Source organism: Pelagibacterium flavum, assembly GCF_025854335.1.
In the GTDB taxonomy this organism is placed as follows: Bacteria; Pseudomonadota; Alphaproteobacteria; order Rhizobiales; family Devosiaceae; genus Pelagibacterium; species Pelagibacterium flavum.
Map to the genome: position 1 here is coordinate 3,602,465 of NZ_CP107716.1, position 20,384 is coordinate 3,622,848.

Annotated in this window: 17 protein-coding genes and 1 tRNA gene; 5 read left to right on the top strand and 13 right to left on the bottom strand. The window is 59.5% G+C overall.

Annotation, left to right across the window (positions count from 1 at the left end):
• Positions 1–57 precede the first annotated feature (57 nt).
• Positions 58–1,368 carry an ABC transporter substrate-binding protein gene (locus OF122_RS18060; protein ID WP_264225567.1) on the bottom strand — a complete coding sequence of 437 codons (1,311 nt, stop codon included), beginning with the start codon at positions 1,366–1,368 and terminating at the stop codon, positions 58–60.
• Between the two features lie 434 nt (positions 1,369–1,802).
• Complete coding sequence (locus OF122_RS18065) at positions 1,803–2,756, bottom strand: sugar-binding transcriptional regulator (protein WP_264225568.1); 954 nt, start codon at positions 2,754–2,756, stop codon at positions 1,803–1,805.
• Between the two features lie 69 nt (positions 2,757–2,825).
• On the opposite strand from OF122_RS18065, the gene OF122_RS18070 reads away from it, so the two are divergent.
• Entirely contained in the window at positions 2,826–3,107 is a 282-nt protein-coding gene (locus tag OF122_RS18070; RefSeq protein WP_264225569.1) for a SelT/SelW/SelH family protein, read from the top strand.
• 300 nt (positions 3,108–3,407) lie between these two features.
• Positions 3,408–4,040 (top strand): peroxiredoxin, encoded by a 633-nt coding sequence (locus OF122_RS18075; protein ID WP_264225570.1) that lies wholly within the window; start codon positions 3,408–3,410, stop codon positions 4,038–4,040.
• A 222-nt stretch (positions 4,041–4,262) separates the two neighbouring features.
• On the opposite strand, the gene OF122_RS18080 is transcribed toward OF122_RS18075, so the two are convergent.
• From OF122_RS18080 to OF122_RS18090, 3 genes are all read right to left on the bottom strand, one after another.
• On the bottom strand, positions 4,263–4,850 hold the full coding sequence (locus OF122_RS18080; RefSeq protein WP_264225571.1) for a DUF2799 domain-containing protein: 588 nt from the start codon (positions 4,848–4,850) through the stop codon (positions 4,263–4,265).
• A 108-nt stretch (positions 4,851–4,958) separates the two neighbouring features.
• On the bottom strand, positions 4,959–5,609 hold the full coding sequence (gene msrA, locus OF122_RS18085; RefSeq protein ID WP_264225572.1) for a peptide-methionine (S)-S-oxide reductase MsrA: 651 nt from the start codon (positions 5,607–5,609) through the stop codon (positions 4,959–4,961).
• Positions 5,610–5,743: 134 nt separating this feature from the next.
• Positions 5,744–6,067, bottom strand: a complete 324-nt coding sequence (locus OF122_RS18090) for a hypothetical protein (RefSeq protein WP_264225573.1) — start codon at positions 6,065–6,067, stop codon at positions 5,744–5,746.
• A 243-nt stretch (positions 6,068–6,310) separates the two neighbouring features.
• Here OF122_RS18090 and OF122_RS18095 point away from each other — a divergent pair.
• Together OF122_RS18095 and OF122_RS19780 are read left to right on the top strand one after the other, a co-directional pair.
• Positions 6,311–6,400 (top strand) — tRNA-Ser (locus tag OF122_RS18095).
• 690 nt (positions 6,401–7,090) lie between these two features.
• Entirely contained in the window at positions 7,091–7,360 is a 270-nt protein-coding gene (locus OF122_RS19780) for a MarR family winged helix-turn-helix transcriptional regulator (RefSeq protein ID WP_408636340.1), read from the top strand.
• A 73-nt stretch (positions 7,361–7,433) separates the two neighbouring features.
• On the opposite strand, the gene OF122_RS18100 is transcribed toward OF122_RS19780, so the two are convergent.
• The 3 genes from OF122_RS18100 to OF122_RS18110 all read right to left on the bottom strand — a co-directional run bounded on the left by OF122_RS18100 (position 7,434) and on the right by OF122_RS18110 (position 8,667).
• Positions 7,434–8,063, bottom strand: coding sequence for a recombinase family protein (locus OF122_RS18100; protein WP_264225574.1), 630 nt, complete (start codon positions 8,061–8,063; stop codon positions 7,434–7,436).
• Positions 8,053–8,370, bottom strand: a complete 318-nt coding sequence (locus OF122_RS18105) for a hypothetical protein (RefSeq protein WP_264225575.1) — start codon at positions 8,368–8,370, stop codon at positions 8,053–8,055. Before OF122_RS18105 ends, OF122_RS18100 begins: the two co-directional genes overlap by 11 nt.
• A gap of 81 nt (positions 8,371–8,451) precedes the next feature.
• A complete protein-coding gene (locus OF122_RS18110; protein ID WP_264225576.1) occupies positions 8,452–8,667 on the bottom strand; it encodes a hypothetical protein in 216 nt (71 codons plus the stop codon).
• Positions 8,668–9,103: 436 nt separating this feature from the next.
• Here OF122_RS18110 and OF122_RS18115 point away from each other — a divergent pair, with 436 nt between their 5' ends.
• Positions 9,104–10,246 carry an LPO_1073/Vpar_1526 family protein gene (locus tag OF122_RS18115; RefSeq protein ID WP_319019403.1) on the top strand — a complete coding sequence of 381 codons (1,143 nt, stop codon included), beginning with the start codon at positions 9,104–9,106 and terminating at the stop codon, positions 10,244–10,246.
• 46 nt (positions 10,247–10,292) lie between these two features.
• On the opposite strand, the gene OF122_RS18120 is transcribed toward OF122_RS18115, so the two are convergent.
• The 5 genes from OF122_RS18120 to OF122_RS18140 form a co-directional block, all read right to left on the bottom strand.
• Positions 10,293–13,910: a hypothetical protein gene (locus OF122_RS18120; protein WP_264225578.1), complete on the bottom strand. Its 3,618-nt coding sequence runs from the start codon at positions 13,908–13,910 to the stop codon at positions 10,293–10,295.
• Between the two features lie 15 nt (positions 13,911–13,925).
• On the bottom strand, positions 13,926–16,877 hold the full coding sequence (locus OF122_RS18125) for a hypothetical protein (RefSeq protein ID WP_264225579.1): 2,952 nt from the start codon (positions 16,875–16,877) through the stop codon (positions 13,926–13,928).
• A 99-nt stretch (positions 16,878–16,976) separates the two neighbouring features.
• Positions 16,977–17,525, bottom strand: a complete 549-nt coding sequence (locus OF122_RS18130; protein ID WP_264225580.1) for a hypothetical protein — start codon at positions 17,523–17,525, stop codon at positions 16,977–16,979.
• Positions 17,526–18,392: 867 nt separating this feature from the next.
• Complete coding sequence (locus OF122_RS18135) at positions 18,393–19,721, bottom strand: hypothetical protein (RefSeq protein WP_264225581.1); 1,329 nt, start codon at positions 19,719–19,721, stop codon at positions 18,393–18,395.
• On the bottom strand, positions 19,718–20,281 hold the full coding sequence (locus OF122_RS18140) for a hypothetical protein (RefSeq protein WP_264225582.1): 564 nt from the start codon (positions 20,279–20,281) through the stop codon (positions 19,718–19,720). Before OF122_RS18140 ends, OF122_RS18135 begins: the two co-directional genes overlap by 4 nt.
• Positions 20,282–20,384: the final 103 nt, after the last annotated feature.

The window sequence follows — 20,384 nt, forward strand, 5'->3', positions numbered from 1 at the left end:
CGATTGGGGGATCGCGAAGTGAAGGGGCCGGCCTGACCCGGCCCCTTCAGTTAGGAGCTAGCGGTAGTAACCGGCGCGATCCATTTCCATGCGGGCTGTCTGCTGGGCCTGGTCGAGGGCCTGATCGACGCCGACCTGTCCGGCGAGGGCCGCCGAGAAGATCTGGCCGACCGACGTGCCGATGCCCTGGAATTCGGGGATCGCCACGAACTGGCCGCCGGCATAGGGCACATCCTGCACCGAGGAGTTGGTGGTGTTGGCCGATTGGATCGCCTCAAGGGTGATCTCGGCAAACGGGGCCGCCTCGATATAGGCCGGGTTTTCATAGAGCGAGGTGCGGGTTCCCGGAGGAACGTTGGCCCAGCCTTCTTCCTCTGCGACCATTTCGAGGTAGGCTTCGGACGTTGCCCATTCGATGAACTGCTTGGCTTCATCGACGTTCTGCGAGCTTGCCGGAACGGCCAGCGACCAGACCCACAGCCAGTTGCCGTGGTTGTCGAACTCGCCATTGGTCGGGAACAGCGCATAGCCCACGCTGTCTGCAACCTGGCTTTCATCGGGGTTGGACACGAAGGACGCCGCGACGGTGGCATCCATCCACATGCCGCACTTGCCCTGCTGGAACAGCGCCAGATTTTCGTTGAACCCGTTGGACGAAGCGCCCGGAGGGCCTGCATCGGTCATCAGGTCGACGTAATAGGTGAGCGCCTCATTCCATTCGGGGCTGTCGAACTGGGGTTCCCAATCCATATCGAACCAACGGCCGCCCATGGAATTGGCAAGAGCGGTGATGAACGCCATGTTCTCGCCCCAGCCGGCCTTGCCGCGCAGGCAGATGCCGTAGATTTCATTGTCGCGGTCGGTAATGGCCCGAGCCGCTTCGCCGATGAATTCCCAGGTGGGTTCTTGAGGCATTTCCAGACCGGCCTCTTCAAAGAGGTCGGTGCGGTACATGATCATGGCGCTTTCCGCATAGAACGGAGAGGCATACTGGGTGCCATCGACCGAAAGCGCCTCGCGCACGGCGGGGATCAGATCGTCGGCATTGTAGTCGTCACCCAGATCGTCGAGCGGGGCAAGCCAGCCCTGAGCGGCCCAGATGGGGGTTTCGTAGGCGCCGATGGTCATGACGTCATACTGGCCACCGCCGGTGGCGATGTCGGTGGTGACGCGCTGGCGCAGAACGTTTTCTTCCAGCGTCACCCATTCCAGATCAATGCCGGTCTGTTCGGTGAACCGGTCGGACAGACCCTGCATGCGGATCATATCGCCATTGTTGACCGTGGCGATGGTGAGCGATTGGGCCTGCGCGCCGGCTGCAAGGGCAAACAGCGAACACGACCCGATGATGATCGAGCGTAACTTCATATGGTAATCCTCCCATATGCTCCAAGAATGAGCATTTGCTATACGCGTGGGCAATTACTCACTTTCTGCGACACAATGTCAAGGGGCTTTTGCTCACGGATGGGGAAATTGCTCAAGGCGGCACACTGCAGCGGCCGTGTTTGCGGGGCAGCATCATGATGGATTGCGGCGATGACAGGGGGAGTGGATGGGGGCGAGGTCCTGCCCTCTCTATCGCTGTCCCGGACTTGATCGGAGACTCAGCAGCTTCGCCCAGCCCCTGGAGGGGATGGCAACGGACATGGACCCCGGCTTTCGCCGGGGAAGCGAGGGTGGGGGTGGGAGCGGCTACGGCCGGAGCCGCCGGTGCTGGGGATACTGGACCCCGGATCAAGTCCGGGGGACCAAGGGTGGAGAGACGGGGCAAACGAATGGGAACGCTGGGCGCGGTGAGGTCAGGCCAGCAGCTTGGCGGCGGTGTCTTCGTCGGTGATGAGCCCGTTGACGAGGCCGCGGGCGACGGCGGCGTGGATGGCGGCGACCTTGTTGGGGCCGCGGGCTGCGGCGACCACGAGAGCCCTGTCGGCAGAGGGCAAGGGGGCCGAGGCCACGCGCTCATTGGTCATGCCCGGAACCAGCCCCCCGCTGGAATCAAAGACCCAGCCGAGCATTTCGCCTACGGCGCCGGCCTTTTGCAGGGCCTTGAGCTCGGCGCGGGTGACGAACCCATCCTCATAAAGCGGGGCGTTCGGCCCCAGATCGCCCACGCCAACGAACCAGACGCTGGCCTCTGCCGCGAGGGCGAGATTTTTTTCGATTCCCACCTGGCTGTGCAGCAATTGCCTGTCGCGCGCACTCGCGGCAATGACCGGCAGAGGCATTGGGAAGCTGGGCGCCTTGACCTTGTCGGCAATGGAAAAGATGACGTTATAAAACGCGGCCGAGCCATCGGGCGCGATATTGCCGGTGAGGGAAACGATACGGTGCTGGGGGCAATCCATGACCGGGAGCAGATCGACAGCGGCCTTGAGGGTGCGGCCGGTGCCCACGCCCATGATGACCGGGCTGGAGCCGGAGAGAATCTTTTCGATCTCGAGCGCCGTCGCGTCGGCAACACCAAGGGTCGTATCGGGGTGACCGGGGTCTGAGGGGACGATTTCGGCAAGGCGCAGGCCGAAACGGTCTTTAAGTTTGGCGGCCAGTTCAAGGCAATTGGCAATGGGGTGATCGAGGCGGACCTTGATGAGCTTTTCGGAGATGGCCAGCGAGACGAGCCGCTGGGCGCTCTGGCGCGATACGCCGAGCTTTGCGGCAATCTCGTCCTGAGTGTTGCCGGCAACGTAATAGAGCCACCCGGCGCGGGCGGCATCGTCGAGCTTGTTGCGGCTGGCTTCCGAACGCGGCGGCACCTGGCTTGTCTCCCTTTTTTCCTAGTGTAGATATACCAGCATCGGCTGGCATGGAAAGGATGAGGCAGCATGGAGCCCGGCAAACCTGCCATAACCATAACCTATTGCACGCAATGCAACTGGCTGCTGCGTTCGGGCTGGATGGCCCAGGAGCTGCTCTCGACCTTCGGGACCGAACTGGCGGGGGTGACGCTGGTGCCGGGGACGGGCGGGATCTTTGCAATTGCCGCCGGAGACACTCTGATCTGGGAGCGCAAGCGCGATGGCGGCTTCCCCGACGTCAAGGCGCTCAAGCAAAGAGTGCGCGACCTGATTGATCCAAAGCGCGATCTGGGCCACATCGACCGCTGACCAACCGTTATTCGGCTGAAGGCGGCCTGCAAATGATGGTTTTCTGCACTTCCGGTGCTCACGTACCGAAAGGTACGCTCCGCTCCGGTTCCAGAAAACCACCATTTTCGACTCACCTTGAGCCGAATCTCGATCGGTCACAGAACGGCCCAAAGGCAAAGCCTTGCCCCCGGTCCGGGACAAATGGGCAAAACATTTCGCCTGCGCCCGGTTCAAGGCAACGCATTAAGGCCCATATTGAATTAGACGGTTTTTGATCCAATCACCCGATTTTTCGGGCACGGAAAAGGAGACATGCACATGGCTATTCTGATCGGCGATACGGCGCCCGATTTCACGGCGCAGACGACTGAAGGGGAAATCCGGTTTCACGATTATATCGATGGAAGCTGGGCGGTGCTGTTTTCGCACCCCAAGAACTATACCCCGGTCTGCACGACCGAACTTGGCTATACCGCAAAGCTGAAACCCGAGTTTGAAAAGCGCGGCGTCAAGGTTCTGGGCCTGTCGGTCGACAAGATCGAGGACCATGAGGGCTGGGCCAAGGACATCGAGGAGACGCAAGGCTCGGCGCTGAATTTTCCGCTGATTGCCGATGACGGCTCCATCGCCCGCCTCTATGACATGATCCACCCCAATGCCAGCGACACGCTGACCGTGCGGAGCGTGTTCGTGGTGGGGCCGGACAAGAAGGTCAAGCTCAAGCTCGAATACCCCGCTTCAACGGGGCGGAATTTCGACGAGGTCCTGCGCGTCATCGACAGCCTGCAGCTCACCGCCAACCATCAGGTGGCAACGCCGGTGAACTGGAAGAACGGCGAAGACGTCATCATCGTCCCGGCCGTGACCAATGAGCAGGCCAAGGAAAAATTCCCCGATGGCTGGAACGAAGTGCGGCCCTATCTGCGCATCGTCAAGCAGCCGGGCGCCTGAATTTCAGCCTCGAGAACCAATATCGGAAAGGGCCCTGAGGGGCCCTTTCTTTTGGACGCGGCCGAACCGAAAAGCCTGCATCTTTTGCCGGTCGCCCTGGTCCGTTCGAGCCAGTGGTGGCGAAGATTGCGGCGCTGCAAGCGGCGATGCTGCTGGACCCCGGGAACAAGTCCCGGGGTGACATGGAGGGGTATGGAGACGGTGTCGCCTCTTCGATGCAGGCTAGTAGCCAATACCGGCCAGGGAGAGCCGGGCTTCTTCCTGGCGACGGAGCGCTGAGAGGCTTTGTTCGGCGGAACGCAAGCGCAGTTCGCGCACGCGGCGCTCGGTCTGCAGGATCGTCAATTCCCGCGTCAGTGTTGCGATCTGTTCGGGGGTGGGGTTGCCGCTTCGCAGTTCGGCCAGTTTGGCGTCGATTTCGCTATCGAGGCTATTGATCTCGGCTTGGAGATTGAAAACCTCCCTGCCCGCCTGATGAACACGGGCAAAGGCGACGCCCAGTTCGCCTTCGCAGACGCCGAAATAGCTTTCACCGGCCCGACCCTGCCGCTCGGCATTGCCAAGGCGACAATAGACCCTGAGACCCTCGGCGCGACCGGACTGGTAGAGCGCGTTATCAACGGCAATGCCATATTCGGAACAGGCTTCGACATGGCTGGACAGCCGATCGGCCGGGCGCCCATCGGCACCATCGCTAAAGCCGATGGCGCGCCAGTCGCCCGCCTCGCACTGCTCCTGGGAAAGGGTTGCGCATGAGGCGAGAACAAGTGCCCCCAAAAGCGCGGCACAGATCAGCAACAGACGCGGCATTTCCCATCTCCCCAAAAAACAAGCCCGACAATAGGTCGGGCCCGAGGGAATTGGCAATAAACCATTTGCTGGACGCGCTGGTTACTTTTCTGGTCGCGCTTCCAGCAATCAGGCAGCCGGCAGCGGGCAGGAGACGCCGGTGCCCTTGAGGCCGCAATAGCCGTTGGGGTTCTTGGCCAGATATTGCTGGTGGTAGGTCTCGGCGAAATAGAACGGACCGGCGGGCTCGATTTCGGTGGTGATCTCTCCCCTGCCCGCTGCCTTGAGTTCGGCGGCGTAGCGATCACGACTGGCGGCCACCGCCTCGGCCTGGGCCTGGGAGGTGGTGTAGATCGCCGAGCGGTACTGGGTGCCCACGTCATTGCCCTGCCGCATGCCCTGGGTGGGATCGTGCTCCTCCCAGAATGTCTTGAGCAGGGTATCGAGGGAGATCTTTTCGGGCTGGTACACAACCATGACCGCTTCGGTGTGGCCGGTGCGGCCCGAGCAGACTTCCTCATAGGTGGGGTTTTGCGTTTCCCCGCCCTGATAACCCACGGCGGTCACATAAACGCCCGGCAATTGCCAGAACAACCGCTCGGCGCCCCAAAAGCACCCCAGACCGAAATAGACGATCTCGCTGCCTTCGGGATAGGGGCCCTTGAGAGGATTGCCATTGACGAAGTGGTCGGCCGCCACGTCCATCTCGGTCGCGCGACCGGGAATTGCCGTGCCGGGGGCTGGCGTTGTGGTGGGCTTGGAAAACAGGGAAAAGATCATGTGCAAACGCTCCTTGGGGAGGTAACGGCCACGCTCTGCGCCGGGACGCCAGCCCCTTCTTTGTCACGCTTCCGAACCGGATAAGTGGTGCCCATCCCCGATCGGGTCGAGGACATGCTTGTCCTGGAAGCACTCTAGAACTGGTCGATACTGACCATGCGCCGCCGGGACCGTGACCGCCCAAGCAGGGCGAGCAACAGGCCGATTGCGCCGATCACGGCCCAGCCGGGCCACGCCAGCAATGTGGTGAGCGTGGGCTCCCACAGCAAGGGATGCACATTATCTTGAACGGCCAGTTCGATGGATTCCAGCGTGCCCGGAAACAGGCTGGCGATCGTGGTGGCCAGCGGGGTGGCGATGAAGGCGTTTGCGGCCAGCATGGCGGTGCCATCGGCCACCAGAAGGACGACCGAAAGGGCCAAAAACGCAGCCGCCAGAATTCTCAGTACAACACGCATGATACTCATCCCTGCCTATTCGGGCATGGTGCTATTGCTGCACCTCGATCTTTTCCGAAAGGCTTTGTTAACAATAGCATGGCGGGCGGGGGAAAGCGCAATCGGATTTTCAATATTTGATTAACCGCCGCGGATTGAACGCGCGGCCGGGGCCAAATGATCCCCTAAAAAGAAAGTTTTGCAGCTTTTTTGCCCCACGCCCCTTGGCAGCGACCGCAAAGCCGGATAATCGGGCTGCGACGCGGAGAGATGGCCGAGTGGTCGAAGGCGCACGCCTGGAAAGTGTGTAGGCGGGGAACCGTCTCGAGGGTTCGAATCCCTCTCTCTCCGCCATAATGCCCCACCAGATCGATGAGTACGCCGAGATGCCCGGAAACCAAGGGGTCTGACGGTAGTCCAGTTCCAGACTCTCTGCAAGTTGTGCCCCCGAAAGTGCCCCCATGTGTGCCCCCGTGAGGGGACTAGACGTGCTTCGATTGGGGTGTCAGAGATGTGTGGCATGTGACTTGGAGGGGCTAGTCGATGCCAGCAACCGCCCGCGTTCTGACCATCATTTGTCTTGCGCTAGTGTTGATAGCGGGGAGTGCTACGGCCTGGGCCACTCGCTATTCCGTCGAGAACGTCGCGACGAACGGCTTGATGTTTTTGGTGGTGGATCGATGGATGCACACCGCGTCACTCTGCACCTTCAAATCGGGCGGCGGGACTTCATGCCTACCGCCAGGAGAGTTGGCACCATGTCCAGGCCCACCTGGTCCCGACTTCCTAGATGAGGTGGACCGTCGCATTGCGGAGGAAAGGGGCATCGTTCTAAGCGAGTGTCGATAGAGTCGATGGCGTCGCCTGAGCTTATTAATTCCCTCCACTAGACACGATATAGGATCAACCATTAAGTGGTTAAATTCGTAATGTGCTAACATAACAAATTGACTGGTCCACATGTCTCATTTCCCCGTTCTGCTCCGTCTCATTCGTGCCAACCACCTTTTCATGGACCAGCAACGCGAGATCAACGCGGCATTGATGAATACCTTCTTGGGCGTCGCCACCTATTGCAGCGATCCTGACATCACCACCCCATTGTCCCTCAAGGAGCTTGCAAAGCGCTTGGACCTGGCACCGTCCACAGTGTCGCGACATCTGAGGTACTTGGGGCACTGGCAGCGCAAAGGTGTGCCGGGTATGGGCCTAGTCGAGACCCATCGATCCCCGCTTGATGATAGGGCAAAGCTTGTACGTTTGACGCCAGAAGGTGAGGCGCTATTGGTCCGCCTAATGCGGATACTCGATTGACCATGCAAAAGGCCCCCAAGGCGGGAGAACCTTGAGGGCCACAATGTGTGGTGGGGATGTGGTCGTCTATGCGTCAGTCCTTCCCCTCCTCCGACTTCTTCTTGAGGCGCGACAAGGTACTCTTGGAGGCTCCAGTATCCTTTTCGATCTGGCTCCACGTCTTCCCCTCGCGAAACATTCGCATGATGCGTTCGTTGCGTTCGGTATTCTCGGGGCGGCCCTTATAGCGGCCAGCAGCCTTGGCTTTTGCTATGCCCTCTTCCTGCCTACGCTTACGGTCCTCATAGTCCTTACGTGCCATAGCGGCCAGCATGTCGAGCATCATACTGTTGATGGAGTCGAATATCCGGGCTGTGGTATCGTCGCCGTTGACCTTCGTGAACTGGTGGGAGGTTGGAAGGTCCAGGGCAACCACCTTCACCTTGCGGTCCCTGATCTCCGCTTTGAGGGCCTCCCAATCGTCGGCATTGAGGCGGCTAAGTCGGTCCACCTGCTCGACCAATAGAATGTCGCCAGCCTTGCAGTCATCGAGGAGGCGTCGGAGTTCTGGACGCGATGCCCAATCCTTCGCGCCGCTCTCGTTCTCAATGTAGGTGGAGGCGATAGTAAGCCCATTGTCCTTGGCGAACCGCTCTAGTGCAGCCTTGGCGCGAGTGGCGTCCTGCTCCTTTGTGGAGGCCCTGAGGTATGCCCTAACAAACATGGTCCATCTCCACCTCCCGTGCTTTGCGCCAAGCGTCAAACCTCATGCGCTCCTTGGCGATTGCCTCCAGGCGTTCCCCGTAGGGCAGCCCGAAACACCCTGATGGCACACAGAGGTTGTCGTTAAAGATGGCCTCTTGCCACGTCTCGTCTGCCTTAACGTACCAATCCCACAAGGTCCCGCCTTGTCTGTGGTGCTCAAGGTAGGCTTCGAACTTCTTGGGCTCTAGGTATCGTTCAGCGAACAGCGCAGCCTCCTCGATAGTCTTAGGGGCCAGCCCGTTAAGTCTCATAAGGTCATCGGTCACCGTGCGTCTCCTCAAAGGGCGAAAACAAATTGATGGCCCAAGGGGCAGGACATTCCCCGCCCCTTAGAGTTGTGCATCGTGTTACTGACCAGAGTGGGCAGCAACTTTAGGCAGGACACACGCTTGGAAGGTGAAGGGGCCAGCCGATACAGTGAGCGGCGCTGTTTTGTACTGTGCAGGTTCAATGCGCCACTGGTAGCTGTCCACCTCGGTCAAGCGGCGGGTCTGCTCAAAATAGAAGTCCAAGCGGAAAGGACGGCCCAAGACGTTGGCGATGGTTTCGAGTGCGATAAGCATGGTGTTGCTCCTGGTTGAGTGGTTGCCCTACATGTTCGTTTAGGGTGGTGTCATTTATAGAACTTCTATTTGGGCCCGTCAACCCCATTTATCGAACCTAATTTTCGTCCTTCTCTTAGGGTGTACCTTATGGAACCCCGCAAGAGTGCGCGAGGAGGGGCAGACAGAGTGGTGACATTGAGGAATGTGTGAGAGCCAAATGGGCAAGTAGGCGGTGGATACCGGGCGGGGTCTCCAAGTTTAGGGCCACTCACCAGACGTGATTTATGCGGGCGCACCACCCCCACCGGGGGGAAACGCGAACGTCCCCACGTTTATACTAGACTTCACGTGATCGACCCTTAAACTTGATCCGGTAAGTCGAAAGGCGGTTTAATGACGTTTGAACTTTGGATAGCTTTAGCCGGAGTGATTGTGACGGGGATCGTTGGGTTTGGTGGTTGGTTTATTTCGAAAGGCAAGGGAAAAGCTCAGCATCAAAAGGTTGGAAAAGGAGGAACTGGCATCCAAGCCGGAAGAGACATCAATCTCAAAGACAAATGATCAGGCTCAACAAGCTGGCCCTGGGGCTGTAGCTATTCAAGCAAACGGTTCTGTTAATTTCGGCATTAGCAAGCAGGATATGGCCGAGATACTTGCGGAAGTCGTTCAGCTTCAGGTGCGTTATCAGGCAGAGGCCGAGCGAAAGGTCGAAGACAGGCTTTCAGAAATTAGGGAAGACCTGCTGCTGACCTTTGCTGATGAGAAGAAGGCAAACTCTGAGGCCTTCCGCGACCCCGATTTCCAGTACATGCTCGGAGAGACCCAGGCGGCATATGCGAGGTCCGGAAACCAGACAGTAAAAAACACCTTGGTGGACATCATCGCTCGTCGCTCCAAGGCCGCGCCTCAATCACGAGAAGCACTCACGCTCAATGAAGCTTCGTTAGTCGCACCTCGTCTGAGTGAGGCAGACTATGCCGTGCTCTCGCTCTGCTACATGCTTCGATACACTGTCCACACCGGGATTCAAACGCCCCATGAGTTACAACAGTACCTGAGGACCATGGTGATGCCCCATGTGGGGATTGCTACGAGCAGCCAATCTACGTTCTGGTTCTTGGAGGCTCAACGCTGCGGAACGCTTCAAATAGACCAACTGGAGCTTAGAAAGTCGTTCGTAAGGAAATATCCCACCACCGTTGCGCTAGGTGCCAAAGAGGAGGAGTTTCTAAAGTTGGTGGACGAGACAAAGCAAGATATTGTGCGTTCGCTCCTCCGACCTTCCCGCAGAGATCGGACGCTGCGTCAGCCGCGAAATGCTTCTAAGGATGAGTTCTTAGACCACGCTAAACGAGCTGGACTAAATGATCAAGAAGCTGCGAATATCTGGGCCTGCTATGTTGCAACTATACCTTCTGGCGACGATTTTGTGGCGATGCTGGAGCAAGACGTTCCAGGAATAGGCAGATTGTTCGAGCTGTGGGAAAACAGTCCCATGAAGCAGTTTGCCCTTAATGCAACCGGCATCGCGATTGGTCATGCCAACGCAGTGCAGGCAACCGGTCTAGACGCAGAGTTGTCCGTTTGGATTAATTGAACACGAGGCGGCCACCATGTGCCGCCCCATGGTTCGCGGGGCTCGGCTAGTAACCCATCGACCTCAGTAGCTCCTCAAGGTTACCTTCAGGCCGCGACTGCTCCTGCTTGGCCTGGAGTTGGGACCTCACATCCATCTGAGATTGGGCCAATTGCTGGCGAAGCTCGGGGTAGTTCCTCAGCAACATCGCCTTCCCCGCTTGGCGGAACTGGGAGACCACCGACATGATGGCCGCGATCTTTGTGCCACGCACACTGGGGTCACCGTCCACGAGCCGCTGATAGGTTTCGGACGCGATGAGCCTCGCCAAGGCTTCCTTCAGGGTAGTCCCCGTGCCCGGATCGGCCACAAGCTGCTGATACACATCGTAGGCATTGCGGCCATCGGAGAGTGTCACCTTCCGAAAGTCCACCCCGTTGTGGTGGGGAGATGGGGGTCTAATGCCATTCCCGGTCTCGAAGATCAGTCGGTTGTGTTCCGACTCCACCAGGTCCACGTCTCCATCGGTCATGAGGCCGCGCTTCCTCCAGATGGGGTCACCAAAGGAGTCGCGCTGAGGAGGGATCGTCTCTGAGTAACCGGGCATCCCAGCCATCAGCCGGTCCAGCCACTCGCGGGCATCTCGCATGTATGGGTCTTGATTGGCATAGTTGCGCCAAGCCGAGGAGCCGGGGATGAGATTGCTCCCCAAGTTGCCGAACCACTTCGAGATGTTCTGACCATCGGTGCCAGGATTGCTCAGGGCATCGAGCGCCTGGTTGACGTTCATCAGGAAGGTCTTCTCCGAGAATGAGTTTGCCAAGGCAACGGCCACAGCCACCGTTCCTCCTTCAGCCTTTCGGCTGCCTGGGTTGGTCACCATCATGTCCACAAGGTCCGCAACCATGGCGAACGGCATTCCTATGGGGTCGAACCGCCCGATAGGGAAGTAGGTCTTCTCCCCGTTGGCACCATCGAGCACGATGCTGTAGGGCTGCCATCCCGTAGCCATGAGCTGCTTCTTGAGTTCGTAGTCGGTGGGACCAGACCCCGTGATCCGACCGCTCAGCGCAAGGTTGGCTGCGGTGGCCATGAACATCGAGCCAAGCGCCATCTGTCCCATGGCGTGGGCTTGTGCTTCTGACCCCATCTTGCCCCTGAGCATCTGCACGTACTCCTTCTGGAGCAGGTTCAGTGCGGGCGTCATCTTGGTGGCATACCGCAACACGTTGATTGGGGTCTTCACGAACGGGAGGATGAGCGCCAGAGGCGGATAGTTGTGACGAGCGTTCTGGATCGTCTTCCCCACAGACTGGAAGTTGCCCCAGGTCGGCACACTGAGGTCCTGCTGGAACGTGGTCACCTGAGCTTCCAACAGAGCCTTGTCGTCTATCGCCCTCCCGTCTGGCGTGAAGGCTTCCTTGAGGCGCTTCTCGATGTGCCGATGGAGGTCTGCCCCGGCAAGTCCGGCATCGACGCCCTCGACTGAAGCTCGGGCCTGAACGACCGCCCGGTAGCGGAGCTGCTTGATGAACTCATCGACCGCACCGAGTGAACGCGTAGGAAGACCCACAGCGGTTCGGTAGCCTGCCTTGGCTCCTTGTGCCGCTGCAATCCCGGCCTGCTTGTAGTTGGCCGCCACCAGCCCGTTGTAGAAGAGGTCCCAGGTGTCTTTGATCGGCTTCATTGCGATCTGCGGCTGCTGGACCCGTGATGCCACCTCAAAGTACTCGTTGGAGTAAGGGGCCAACACCGAGTCAGCCTTGAGGAAGGCGTCCACCAATCCCTTCCAGGCGTCGGACACCGAGTAGAACGTATAGGCAAACTCTTGGGCGGCCTGCCGTCTAACAGCGGACCCACGGGAGCCCTGAAGCATCGACCCGATCATCTTCTCCACGGGACGCGCCACCAGCATGTAGAGGTTGGTGGAGGTGTTCACCGCGTGGGTCGTCCAGTTCCACAGGAGGTTGTTGGTGAGGAGGAACGTGCCCTCATCTACCACCTTTCGCCAGAACGCAGGGTTGGCAGTCTCGCGGAGCTTCTTGAGGTCCCCACCGGTAGAGCTGAGCACCTCGGCCAGCTTCTCGGGAGGGATGTCTTTGAACCTTGCTACGTCCTCAGGCGTGATGGCGAACTCTCTGCGGTTGCGACGAAGAGCGCGGCCCGAAGCTGAGCGAATGGCGTTGCCTTGGGCCATCATGTCGGCTGCTGCCTGGAACCGTCGCTTCAGCTCGGCATTTGCGGCCTCACGGCTTCCTCCGAACTCATCGAGCATTCCGGCCCTGATCTTGGTGCCCAGTGCAGCCGCGTCCTCAAAGAGCTTCTTGGAGATGATGTAGGCGGCCTCCATGTCTGCCACCATGTGCGTGGCCCGTTCACCAGACCTCGCAATCTCTCCCATGACAATCTCTGGGTCGTGTCCGAACAGCTCGGCGCTCTCTTCCACCATCAAGCGGTGCTTGGCGTCAGTCAGAACGGTACTACCCTTGGCCAATCCCATCTGTTCTTGGAGTGACCGCGAGACGTTTCGCACTAGGGTCTCGACATCTTCGGTGGAGTTGAGCTTCTGCCATGGGAGGTTGGCCCGAGCGAAAGCGTGACCCGCCTGCTGTGCGACCTCACGAGACCCGTATTGCCGAACAGCCGCCACGTCTGCCTCAGTACCGCGAATGATCTCTTCGATGTCGATGTCTTCGGCCTTGACCGTGGGCTGATACCTTTGGTCCTGGGGCCGCAGGGGGACCGCCTGAGCATCGGAGCGTACTGGTTCGATCTCGACCTCAGCGACATTCCGTGTGCCTGTGGGGACATCCACCCCGTCCTGCATCCCATCCCCAGCCCTGACTGTGATCTGGGGAATACCTTCGGGCATCTCCACGTCAGTCCTTGGAGCCGAGCCTGGGCCATCCTGCACCTGACGGCCTTCGATGGCATCCATGGCGCTCTGGTCATCGGTACCGCGCTGGGCCTGAAGCTCTTCCACCTCACGCATGGCCTCTTGGGCTGCCGCTTCGTCACCTCGACGCAATGCCTTGATGACCCGGAGGCTGCCCTCGAAGATGCCCACCAGAGCGAGGTCCATGCCGATGCCTTCGAGGGCGTTCTTGAAGCGTCCCTCAATGGCTGAGTCCCCTTCCTCGGCTGCGAGATACTCCGTCACCGGGTTCCTGAGGAACTCGTGCTGTTGGATGAGGTTGGAGAGGCGCTCCTCGTGAGGGTCGAGGGCGAGGAACCCAGCGAGGGCACCCCGGCCCACCTCCCAAGCACCTCGGGCAACACCGCCTGTGGCCTTGAGAGGTGCCATGAGCTTTCCAGCCCCGACGAGCCCAGCGCTAAACTGCGAGATGTCGCCCACCACCGAGTTGACCACACTGGCCTCATCGAGCTGCTGGGTGAACGCCTCGTGCTGCTGGCGGAGCCACGACTTGTCCTCTTGGGCAGGCTCCCCGAAGAAGAAGTCCTTGGTCTGGAAACCCGCCTCCACGACACCCGAGAGGAGCGAATTAGTGAGCCCAGAAAGACCTCCTGTTCCGATCTCTGGTGTCTCGGTCTCTTGCTCCTCCGTTGGCGCGGTGGCCACGGGTGCGGGCTGCACTGAGGGGCTGCTTGGTTGAGAGGGAGGAGTGATGCCCTTTGACTGGGCAATCTGCTGGTCGATCTGATCCAGCATCGCTTCGTTAAGCATGGATGTTCCTTGAAGTTACGCCCTGACGGCGAAGTGTGGGAGGTCTTGGAAGGACTGCCAGTCGGCCCCGATGTCGAGTTCAACACCAAGTTCCGCTGCGGCAGTCCGCATGGCCTCCACGATCTGCATCTGAAGGTTTCGGTCGAACTTGACGGCACCATTCGGGTCGAGCGGCCAGAGGTCTACGGCATCAGAGTGCCCTTCCTCAGTGGCGAGGTGGTCGCTGTCCATCGTCTTCGACCAGCCCCACTCCATGGCCTTACGCTGGAGGTCCTCATCACGGAGCCCAGAGCCGACCACGAAGTCCACCCCAGCAATCTCCTGAGCCCTACGGACCACCGAGGCCAGCGTGGGGTTGATGGTCGCAAGGTTGGCCTCGTGGTTGCCGACCGGATCGTGGTTCCATTCAAGGAAACGGGGCCGCTCCCAGTCCTCAATGTTGGCATAGGCCACGTTGGGTTCGGAGGTCACTTGGTCGATGGCATCAAGGGCTGCATTGCCGGACCCGTTACGCATGGCCGCGAAGGCTGACATCAGGCCGTTGGTATCGGTCCCGACTCGCTGTCCCTCGTAGGCCCCCATTCCGGTGGCGAGGGGGAGTGACGCCCACTCGTAGGCGAGGTTGTCTTGGAACTGCTCATCGCTGAGCCTCCCTGCCTCCCATTCGGAAAGCCCACGCCGTTCGAGGAGGACGAGCGCAAGCCGATCCTGAAGCTCGGGGTTGAACTTCATGTCATCGGTTAGGCCCAGCTCACGCTTCAGCCCCCGAAGGGTCGTCCTGATGATTTGGTAGCGACCAACAGCCGAGGAGTCCCATTCGTTGTCGGGATCGCGGAGCATCTGGGTCTGGAGCTGATCGATCTCCCCAAGCGTCATGTTCGTCAGGTCTACGTCAGCGCCTCGGCCTCCCGAGCGTACACCATCCACCAAGATGCCGTAGCCGAGGGTCTCGTTGTAGGCGTCTTGCCGGTCTGTCCCCTCAGTGTGGCCGATAAGGTCGAGGAGTGGTGCTCTGCTTTGGACCTCTGGTGTTTGAGAATAGGTACTTGAGCTGGTCGGCTGGAAGATGTCCGGGTTGGCCTGAGATTGTGGTGCTGGAGGAGGAGGGGGCGTGGGAAGGTCGGACGGAAGGTCCAGGCTGCGCCTTGTGTACTGCCAAACAAAGTCCCGATATTGCTCCGGTGTTACGCCAGCGTCTTCCGCCCGCTGCTCGATGATGAGCCGAGATGTCTCGTCAATCTGATCGAGGTCAGGGGGAGCCTCTCCCGAGAAGATGGTTACCGTGCGCTGTGCTTCCTCCGCCATTTCACCCACGGTTCTTCCGGCCTGGACACCTGGTTCCTCGGCTTGCGGCTCAGTGGGGGATGCTGGCTGGGGGTCCTGAAGCATTTCTGACGCTGTACCGGCCATCTCGTTGGCTGCTGCTTCCTGCTCGGCCCTTTGGGCATCGGCATCTGCTTGCGAGGTATAGGTACGCTCTTGCTGGTCGATACGTCTGAAGATGATCTCTGCGACCTCGTTAATGCGCTGCTCCCGCTCGAAAGCTGTGGCATCGGGATTGTCGATGACCCATTCAAGCAGCATGTTCTCGAAGTCTCTGGTCGCCTCGATCCCCTCATCCGTGAGACCATCGGGCGCAAACATCTCATCCCAGTCCGTGGGCATTGTCCTTTCTTTGATTGTCGCAAGGTAGCGACGTGCGGTCTGGGTCCCGAGGATACCCGCCAGTGCTTCCTCTCGCCGGTTCGCTCGGTCTAGGAGGGTCCTGAAAGTCTGGGGGTCCTTGATAATCCCGTCCGCTGCCCACTCCAGAATATCCGAGGCAGTTGCTCCTTCCTGAATTGCTCTTTCGATTATGAGCAAGTCCGCAGGGTCTTCCCGTGTCGAGTCGTTGAGGAGGGTGTTCCGCGCTTGGGCCAACTTGGTGCGGGCTTCAGGATCATAGATGGACCACTGCTGGATGACCTCTTCGGGAATTTCCGCGTTGGGGTCCTCCGCAAGGGCATCCATCACGCCTCGGACAATGGCGTTCTCGTGAGCCTCATCCTCCGCCTCCTGACGGGCCGCCTCATCGGTCATGCGACGACGAGCTTCGACTTCAAGTGCGTCTATGGTGTTGGCCTTGATGTCCCGATACTCAGGGAGCGAGGAAAGGGCCACATCGTAGCCGGGGAGCGTCTCGTCCAACAGCTCAAGGAGCATCGGGTCGCCGTGCTCGATGGCCTTCGCCGCGATGGCTGCCACGAGTTGCTTGTCGTAGTCGTTCCGCCTGATGCCCGAGCCAAGTGCCTGCTCACGCTCAGCCAAGATGTCAGACATCAAGGCGTCATAGTCGGTGCCCGTTTCGAGGGTCACACCTTGGATGGAGGCGTGGTCGATCATATCCCCGACGACTGCCGCACGGGTGCCCACGTGGTCGTTGTAGATCGTGTTGGCGCGGTCGGTGGAGTACGTCTGGTAGGCCGACTCCGTGAGGGCCTCAATGTGGGGGTTTAGTCCAGCCAGAATGTAGGGATCATCGGTGGTGATGTGGGTAGAGATGAAGTCGGACAGGAAGGTATCGAACGCCTCGGGGTCATCGCTGTTGCGACCTTCCCAGGTGGCGTACTCGGTGTTGAACTGCTCCCGGAGCCGGACCCCCATGTGGTTGCCCTGGGTAGTCTTGTAGCTCTCCATGAAGATCGGAGAGGCATTGGCGGGGACCGCACCAGTGGCTACGGCCTCGGCCCAGCCCGCTTGGTTATTGCGGTTGAACGCTGCCTCGCCTCGAACGGCATCGGCCTTGTCCTGCTCCTGCTCACGCTTCTGGAGCCACGTCTTGAGCCCAGTGTCGAACGCTGCGAGACCCTGAGCGACATCGTGTAGCGAGGAGCGGGAAGGCTCGGCGGGGCGGACATAACTCTCGACGGGAGAGGCTACCGGGCGAAGTGGTGTTGCTTGAATTTCGGGTGTGGGTGTTCTGGCCATATGAAACCTTGATTGGACAAAGCGGTATCGCCTCCCGGCCCGTGCAGGCGGACTGGGAGTGGTGCTGCTTGATGTTTGAGGGTGGGGGAGCTGTTGAGCCTAGAAGGACTCGGTGTCGTCGCTTGGAAGGCCGACCTTCAGCTCTTGAACGTGGGGATCGAGGATGGGCTGACCGGAGGCAACCACCTCCATGGCCCAACCCCCGGAGAGTGTCTGGGCGAACTCGGACGTTTGACGTGCGCGGCGGTGGCCCCACGGGGATTTCGAGGCCGCTTCAGGGTGGATCGTGATACGGCCATCCTCCTGAGCCTGCTTCAAATGCTCCAGCATCATCCGCGCTTCAGGTGTGCTTGCACGTGGCCATCCTGCATGGAGCCGATCCGCGTAAACGATCAGTTTCTTTTCACCAAGGCGCTGGTCGATGACGAATTGCAACAAGGCGGCCTCCAACAGGCGGCAGTCGGTGGAGTATCCGGCCAGCCAAAGGTCGATAACACCGTTGCCTCCCCACAGGACGGCCCCCACGCCACCGGGGTAAACCGGGCTGACCGTTTCGTCTGGCCGAAGGTGAGTGGACTCGATGATTACGCGGAGGGTGTCGGCGCTTCGTATTTCGTTGGGGTCTAGTTCGATGGGTTGGCGGCTCAAGGTTGGTTGTCCTTTCGTGTTTGGGAGGGGTGGCGATCAGTCGTCGCCCAGCATTGTGTTCCTCCAGGTTTGGGTGACCTTGAGCGGGCCGGGACGGCGGACCTTTATGCAGCCGACATCGCCTGGACTTGGCGTCACAGTCTCCACGCGGATGAAGTCATCACTACTGCACCGAGAGCATGGGAAGGGGACCGCAAGGGCTGGTCGGGATTCGCCCAATAGTTTCGCCAGGTCGGACGCTAGGTAGAAGATCGTACGGTTACAGCTTCCACAGCGCACCTTGATGAGCTGCCCATCGGCGGCAGCCTGGCCCAGTGAGTAATATTCGTTGGAACGGCGTCGGGCTCCCATCAGAGACTCCTTTCTGCTACCTTTTACGAGGAGAACGAAAAGAGAACAATGGGTGACGGCGTGGACGGAATGCTTGGAGTTGGCATCAGGTTGTATCGTGGGGCTGGGGCATGTTGTTCTGGCCTGCATGTTGGCATTGCGTTTTCCATCGGACTTAAAAACCAATGGGAGGAGACCCCAAAACACCCCCGTTACCTCCTCAACCAATAACGGAAACCCTGAGATCGGTAACAGAAGTCTGGCCCCAGGTTTCGCGACTTGGAGAGTGGGGAGGAGTGGGACGTGAGGTGGTGACATCGAGGAAGGGAGAGGTTCACAGACCCCTCATCCCCTATCAGCTCAAAGGAGGAGCTTGGTGTCTTACCGGTACAGGTAGTCAGTCACTCTGAGCACAGACGTAGAGCTGAGCATTAAGCTATGTGCTTCAAGTGATGGAGGAGATGGAGGTCTAAACAATCCTCCCATCCTTCAGGTCTTAACACTTGGAGGGACACAGAGAGGGGCATAGGGGGGGAGTTAGCGAACATAGTTCTTTATCGATACGATAAGCGGCTTCCCTAGGACATGTTCCGACACTTCGCCCATCGTTGCTGCACACTCCTCAATGCATTTCGACTGGGCGATCAGACCGTCATGAAGCGGCAGTGCAACCACACCGCGAGAGATGAGGCGGAGCAATACCTCGACCATGATGCTGCTCTCGATGAACATCAGCTTCATGCCGGTCCCACGGCCAAACAGGTGGGCAATAGCAGGATGCTTCCGTGACATCGCCTCTTGGACCTTACGACCTGTCCAGCCCTCCAGGCGGAGATGCTCCAAGGACTCGGGCAGTTGACGCATTGGGCCGTTCTTGCAGAGCAGCGCCGACATGGCTGCCTTCGTGTCCTCCCGCGCGAGACCATCCACTGAGTATGGGTCGCCAGGTGGCAACTCGATGCCAGCCTCAGCGTAACAAGCCTGAACGAAAAAGCCGCTGAAGTCGGCCTCGGCTACAGGGTGACTATCGATTGTGATACGTCCCCGCTGCTCCTTGCGGAGATATTCCCAGAAGCCATCATATAGCCGACCGTGACGATCAAACCTTGGCGGGTCCTGTGGATGCTCGATCTGAAAACGCCGGGTGAGATGGACGAGCGGCTGCTGCTTGCCGTCGAACTTAATGTCCACTGAGCCAAGAGCTGTGTTGATGGCTGCCATCTCTGTTCGCATCAGTCTGGTTTCATCGGTGTCCTCGTACTCGACCAGAACCTTGGGCTTTTTCTCCCAATGTCGCCGTTTGTTAGTGGTCGGCTCAGGGGCTTTCAGGATGACCGTCTCGGCACCGGGGAGCCTCGTCAGCGGCAGCGGCACACCACCCGGAGCAAGGTCCCGAGCCAATGAAAAGGTCGGCCATATGGTCGTCCTACCGCCTCTGCGAGACCCTCGCTGTCTGGTAATCAATCCGAGGCTCTCCATCTCGTCCACGACCTTGAGGAGAACCTCTTGGGGCTGGGCCTGCCTATGGTAGCGGGTGGGGCGGAGCTTGCCGTTTATGTAGACCCTCGTACCCGTCTTCTTGGCTGATATTGCGATGCCCGCTTCGTTCCGTCCCAATGATTGGAGCACTGCGAGGTTTGCCATAACGTTGGCCAGGGTGTCGCGGCGACGTTGCGTGGCGTCTGAGCGTTGCCGCTTTGGACGAGGGCATGATGCCTCCATCAGTTCGAAGACCTCGTTGACCAGAGCCTCGAAGTCCTCACCCAATGGCACGAGCCAGGGATCATGATGCAGGTCGTCCCGCCGTTGGGAGGGTACCGAGGCCACCCGACGTTTGGTCCTAGGTGGAGCCTCAAGGGTTGTCATGCAACAGGTTCCTCTTCCCAGCTCCTCACGACCACATGCCAATCTGGATGGTCATCCCTGAGGTCGAGGAAATGGTCCCTGAGCCTAGCCACCTCGGGCAGACCTGCTCGGGCAACTTCTCGTGCTGCCTGAAGGCCGCCGTATACCCAGTCCACCGGGTTGACGACGAGCTGCTTTTCGCGCCTCGCCTCCGCTAGGGGCTTCATCAAGTGAAAGCCCTTCATCGGCTTTCCGGCGCTGGTGAGGCCTCCACGTTTGGCAGCCTGGATGGTATGGTTCAAAGGCGCTTGTAGCCCCTTGGTGTGGACAACGAGCTTGCTCCCACGGGCATGGTGGTCGATGAGGTGCTGGACCATCTCAGCACGAAGGAAGTCATCAACGGAAGCGTAGCCGCCGAGCCATAGAGCGTCCTTTCGGCCACTCCCCCATACGATGGCTCCAACGCATATTGCGTCACCGTCATGCTCGGTGGTCAGGATGGCGCGGGCCTTGGTCTCATCAGCCACGTCAGGTGGCGTGAAGTCTTCAGGGACTTGTGGTGGCATCATATCCTCAGTCATCGCGTTGTGGTTGCGCAAGCAATTCGGAGGCGGCCATTGATGGGATACGACGCTCGACACCTCAAACAATAGCGCAGCGTAACTCGCCCCCAAATGACCGACG

Bases quoted from the DNA above. Each gene is read 5' to 3' on its own strand.
- OF122_RS18060 (WP_264225567.1), bottom strand. From the start codon at position 1,368: ATGAAGTTACGCTCGATCATCATCGGGTCGTGTTCGCTGTTTGCCCTT.
- OF122_RS18070 (WP_264225569.1), top strand. From the start codon at position 2,826: ATGGAGCCCGGCAAACCTGCCATAACCATAACCTATTGCACGCAATGC.
- OF122_RS18075 (WP_264225570.1), top strand. From the start codon at position 3,408: ATGGCTATTCTGATCGGCGATACGGCGCCCGATTTCACGGCGCAGACG.
- OF122_RS18080 (WP_264225571.1), bottom strand. From the start codon at position 4,850: ATGCCGCGTCTGTTGCTGATCTGTGCCGCGCTTTTGGGGGCACTTGTT.
- msrA (WP_264225572.1), bottom strand. From the start codon at position 5,609: ATGATCTTTTCCCTGTTTTCCAAGCCCACCACAACGCCAGCCCCCGGC.
- OF122_RS18090 (WP_264225573.1), bottom strand. From the start codon at position 6,067: ATGCGTGTTGTACTGAGAATTCTGGCGGCTGCGTTTTTGGCCCTTTCG.
- OF122_RS19780 (WP_408636340.1), top strand. From the start codon at position 7,091: ATGAATACCTTCTTGGGCGTCGCCACCTATTGCAGCGATCCTGACATC.
- OF122_RS18100 (WP_264225574.1), bottom strand. From the start codon at position 8,063: ATGTTTGTTAGGGCATACCTCAGGGCCTCCACAAAGGAGCAGGACGCC.
- OF122_RS18110 (WP_264225576.1), bottom strand. From the start codon at position 8,667: ATGCTTATCGCACTCGAAACCATCGCCAACGTCTTGGGCCGTCCTTTC.
- OF122_RS18120 (WP_264225578.1), bottom strand. From the start codon at position 13,910: ATGCTTAACGAAGCGATGCTGGATCAGATCGACCAGCAGATTGCCCAG.
- OF122_RS18125 (WP_264225579.1), bottom strand. From the start codon at position 16,877: ATGGCCAGAACACCCACACCCGAAATTCAAGCAACACCACTTCGCCCG.
- OF122_RS18135 (WP_264225581.1), bottom strand. From the start codon at position 19,721: ATGACAACCCTTGAGGCTCCACCTAGGACCAAACGTCGGGTGGCCTCG.
- OF122_RS18140 (WP_264225582.1), bottom strand. From the start codon at position 20,281: ATGACTGAGGATATGATGCCACCACAAGTCCCTGAAGACTTCACGCCA.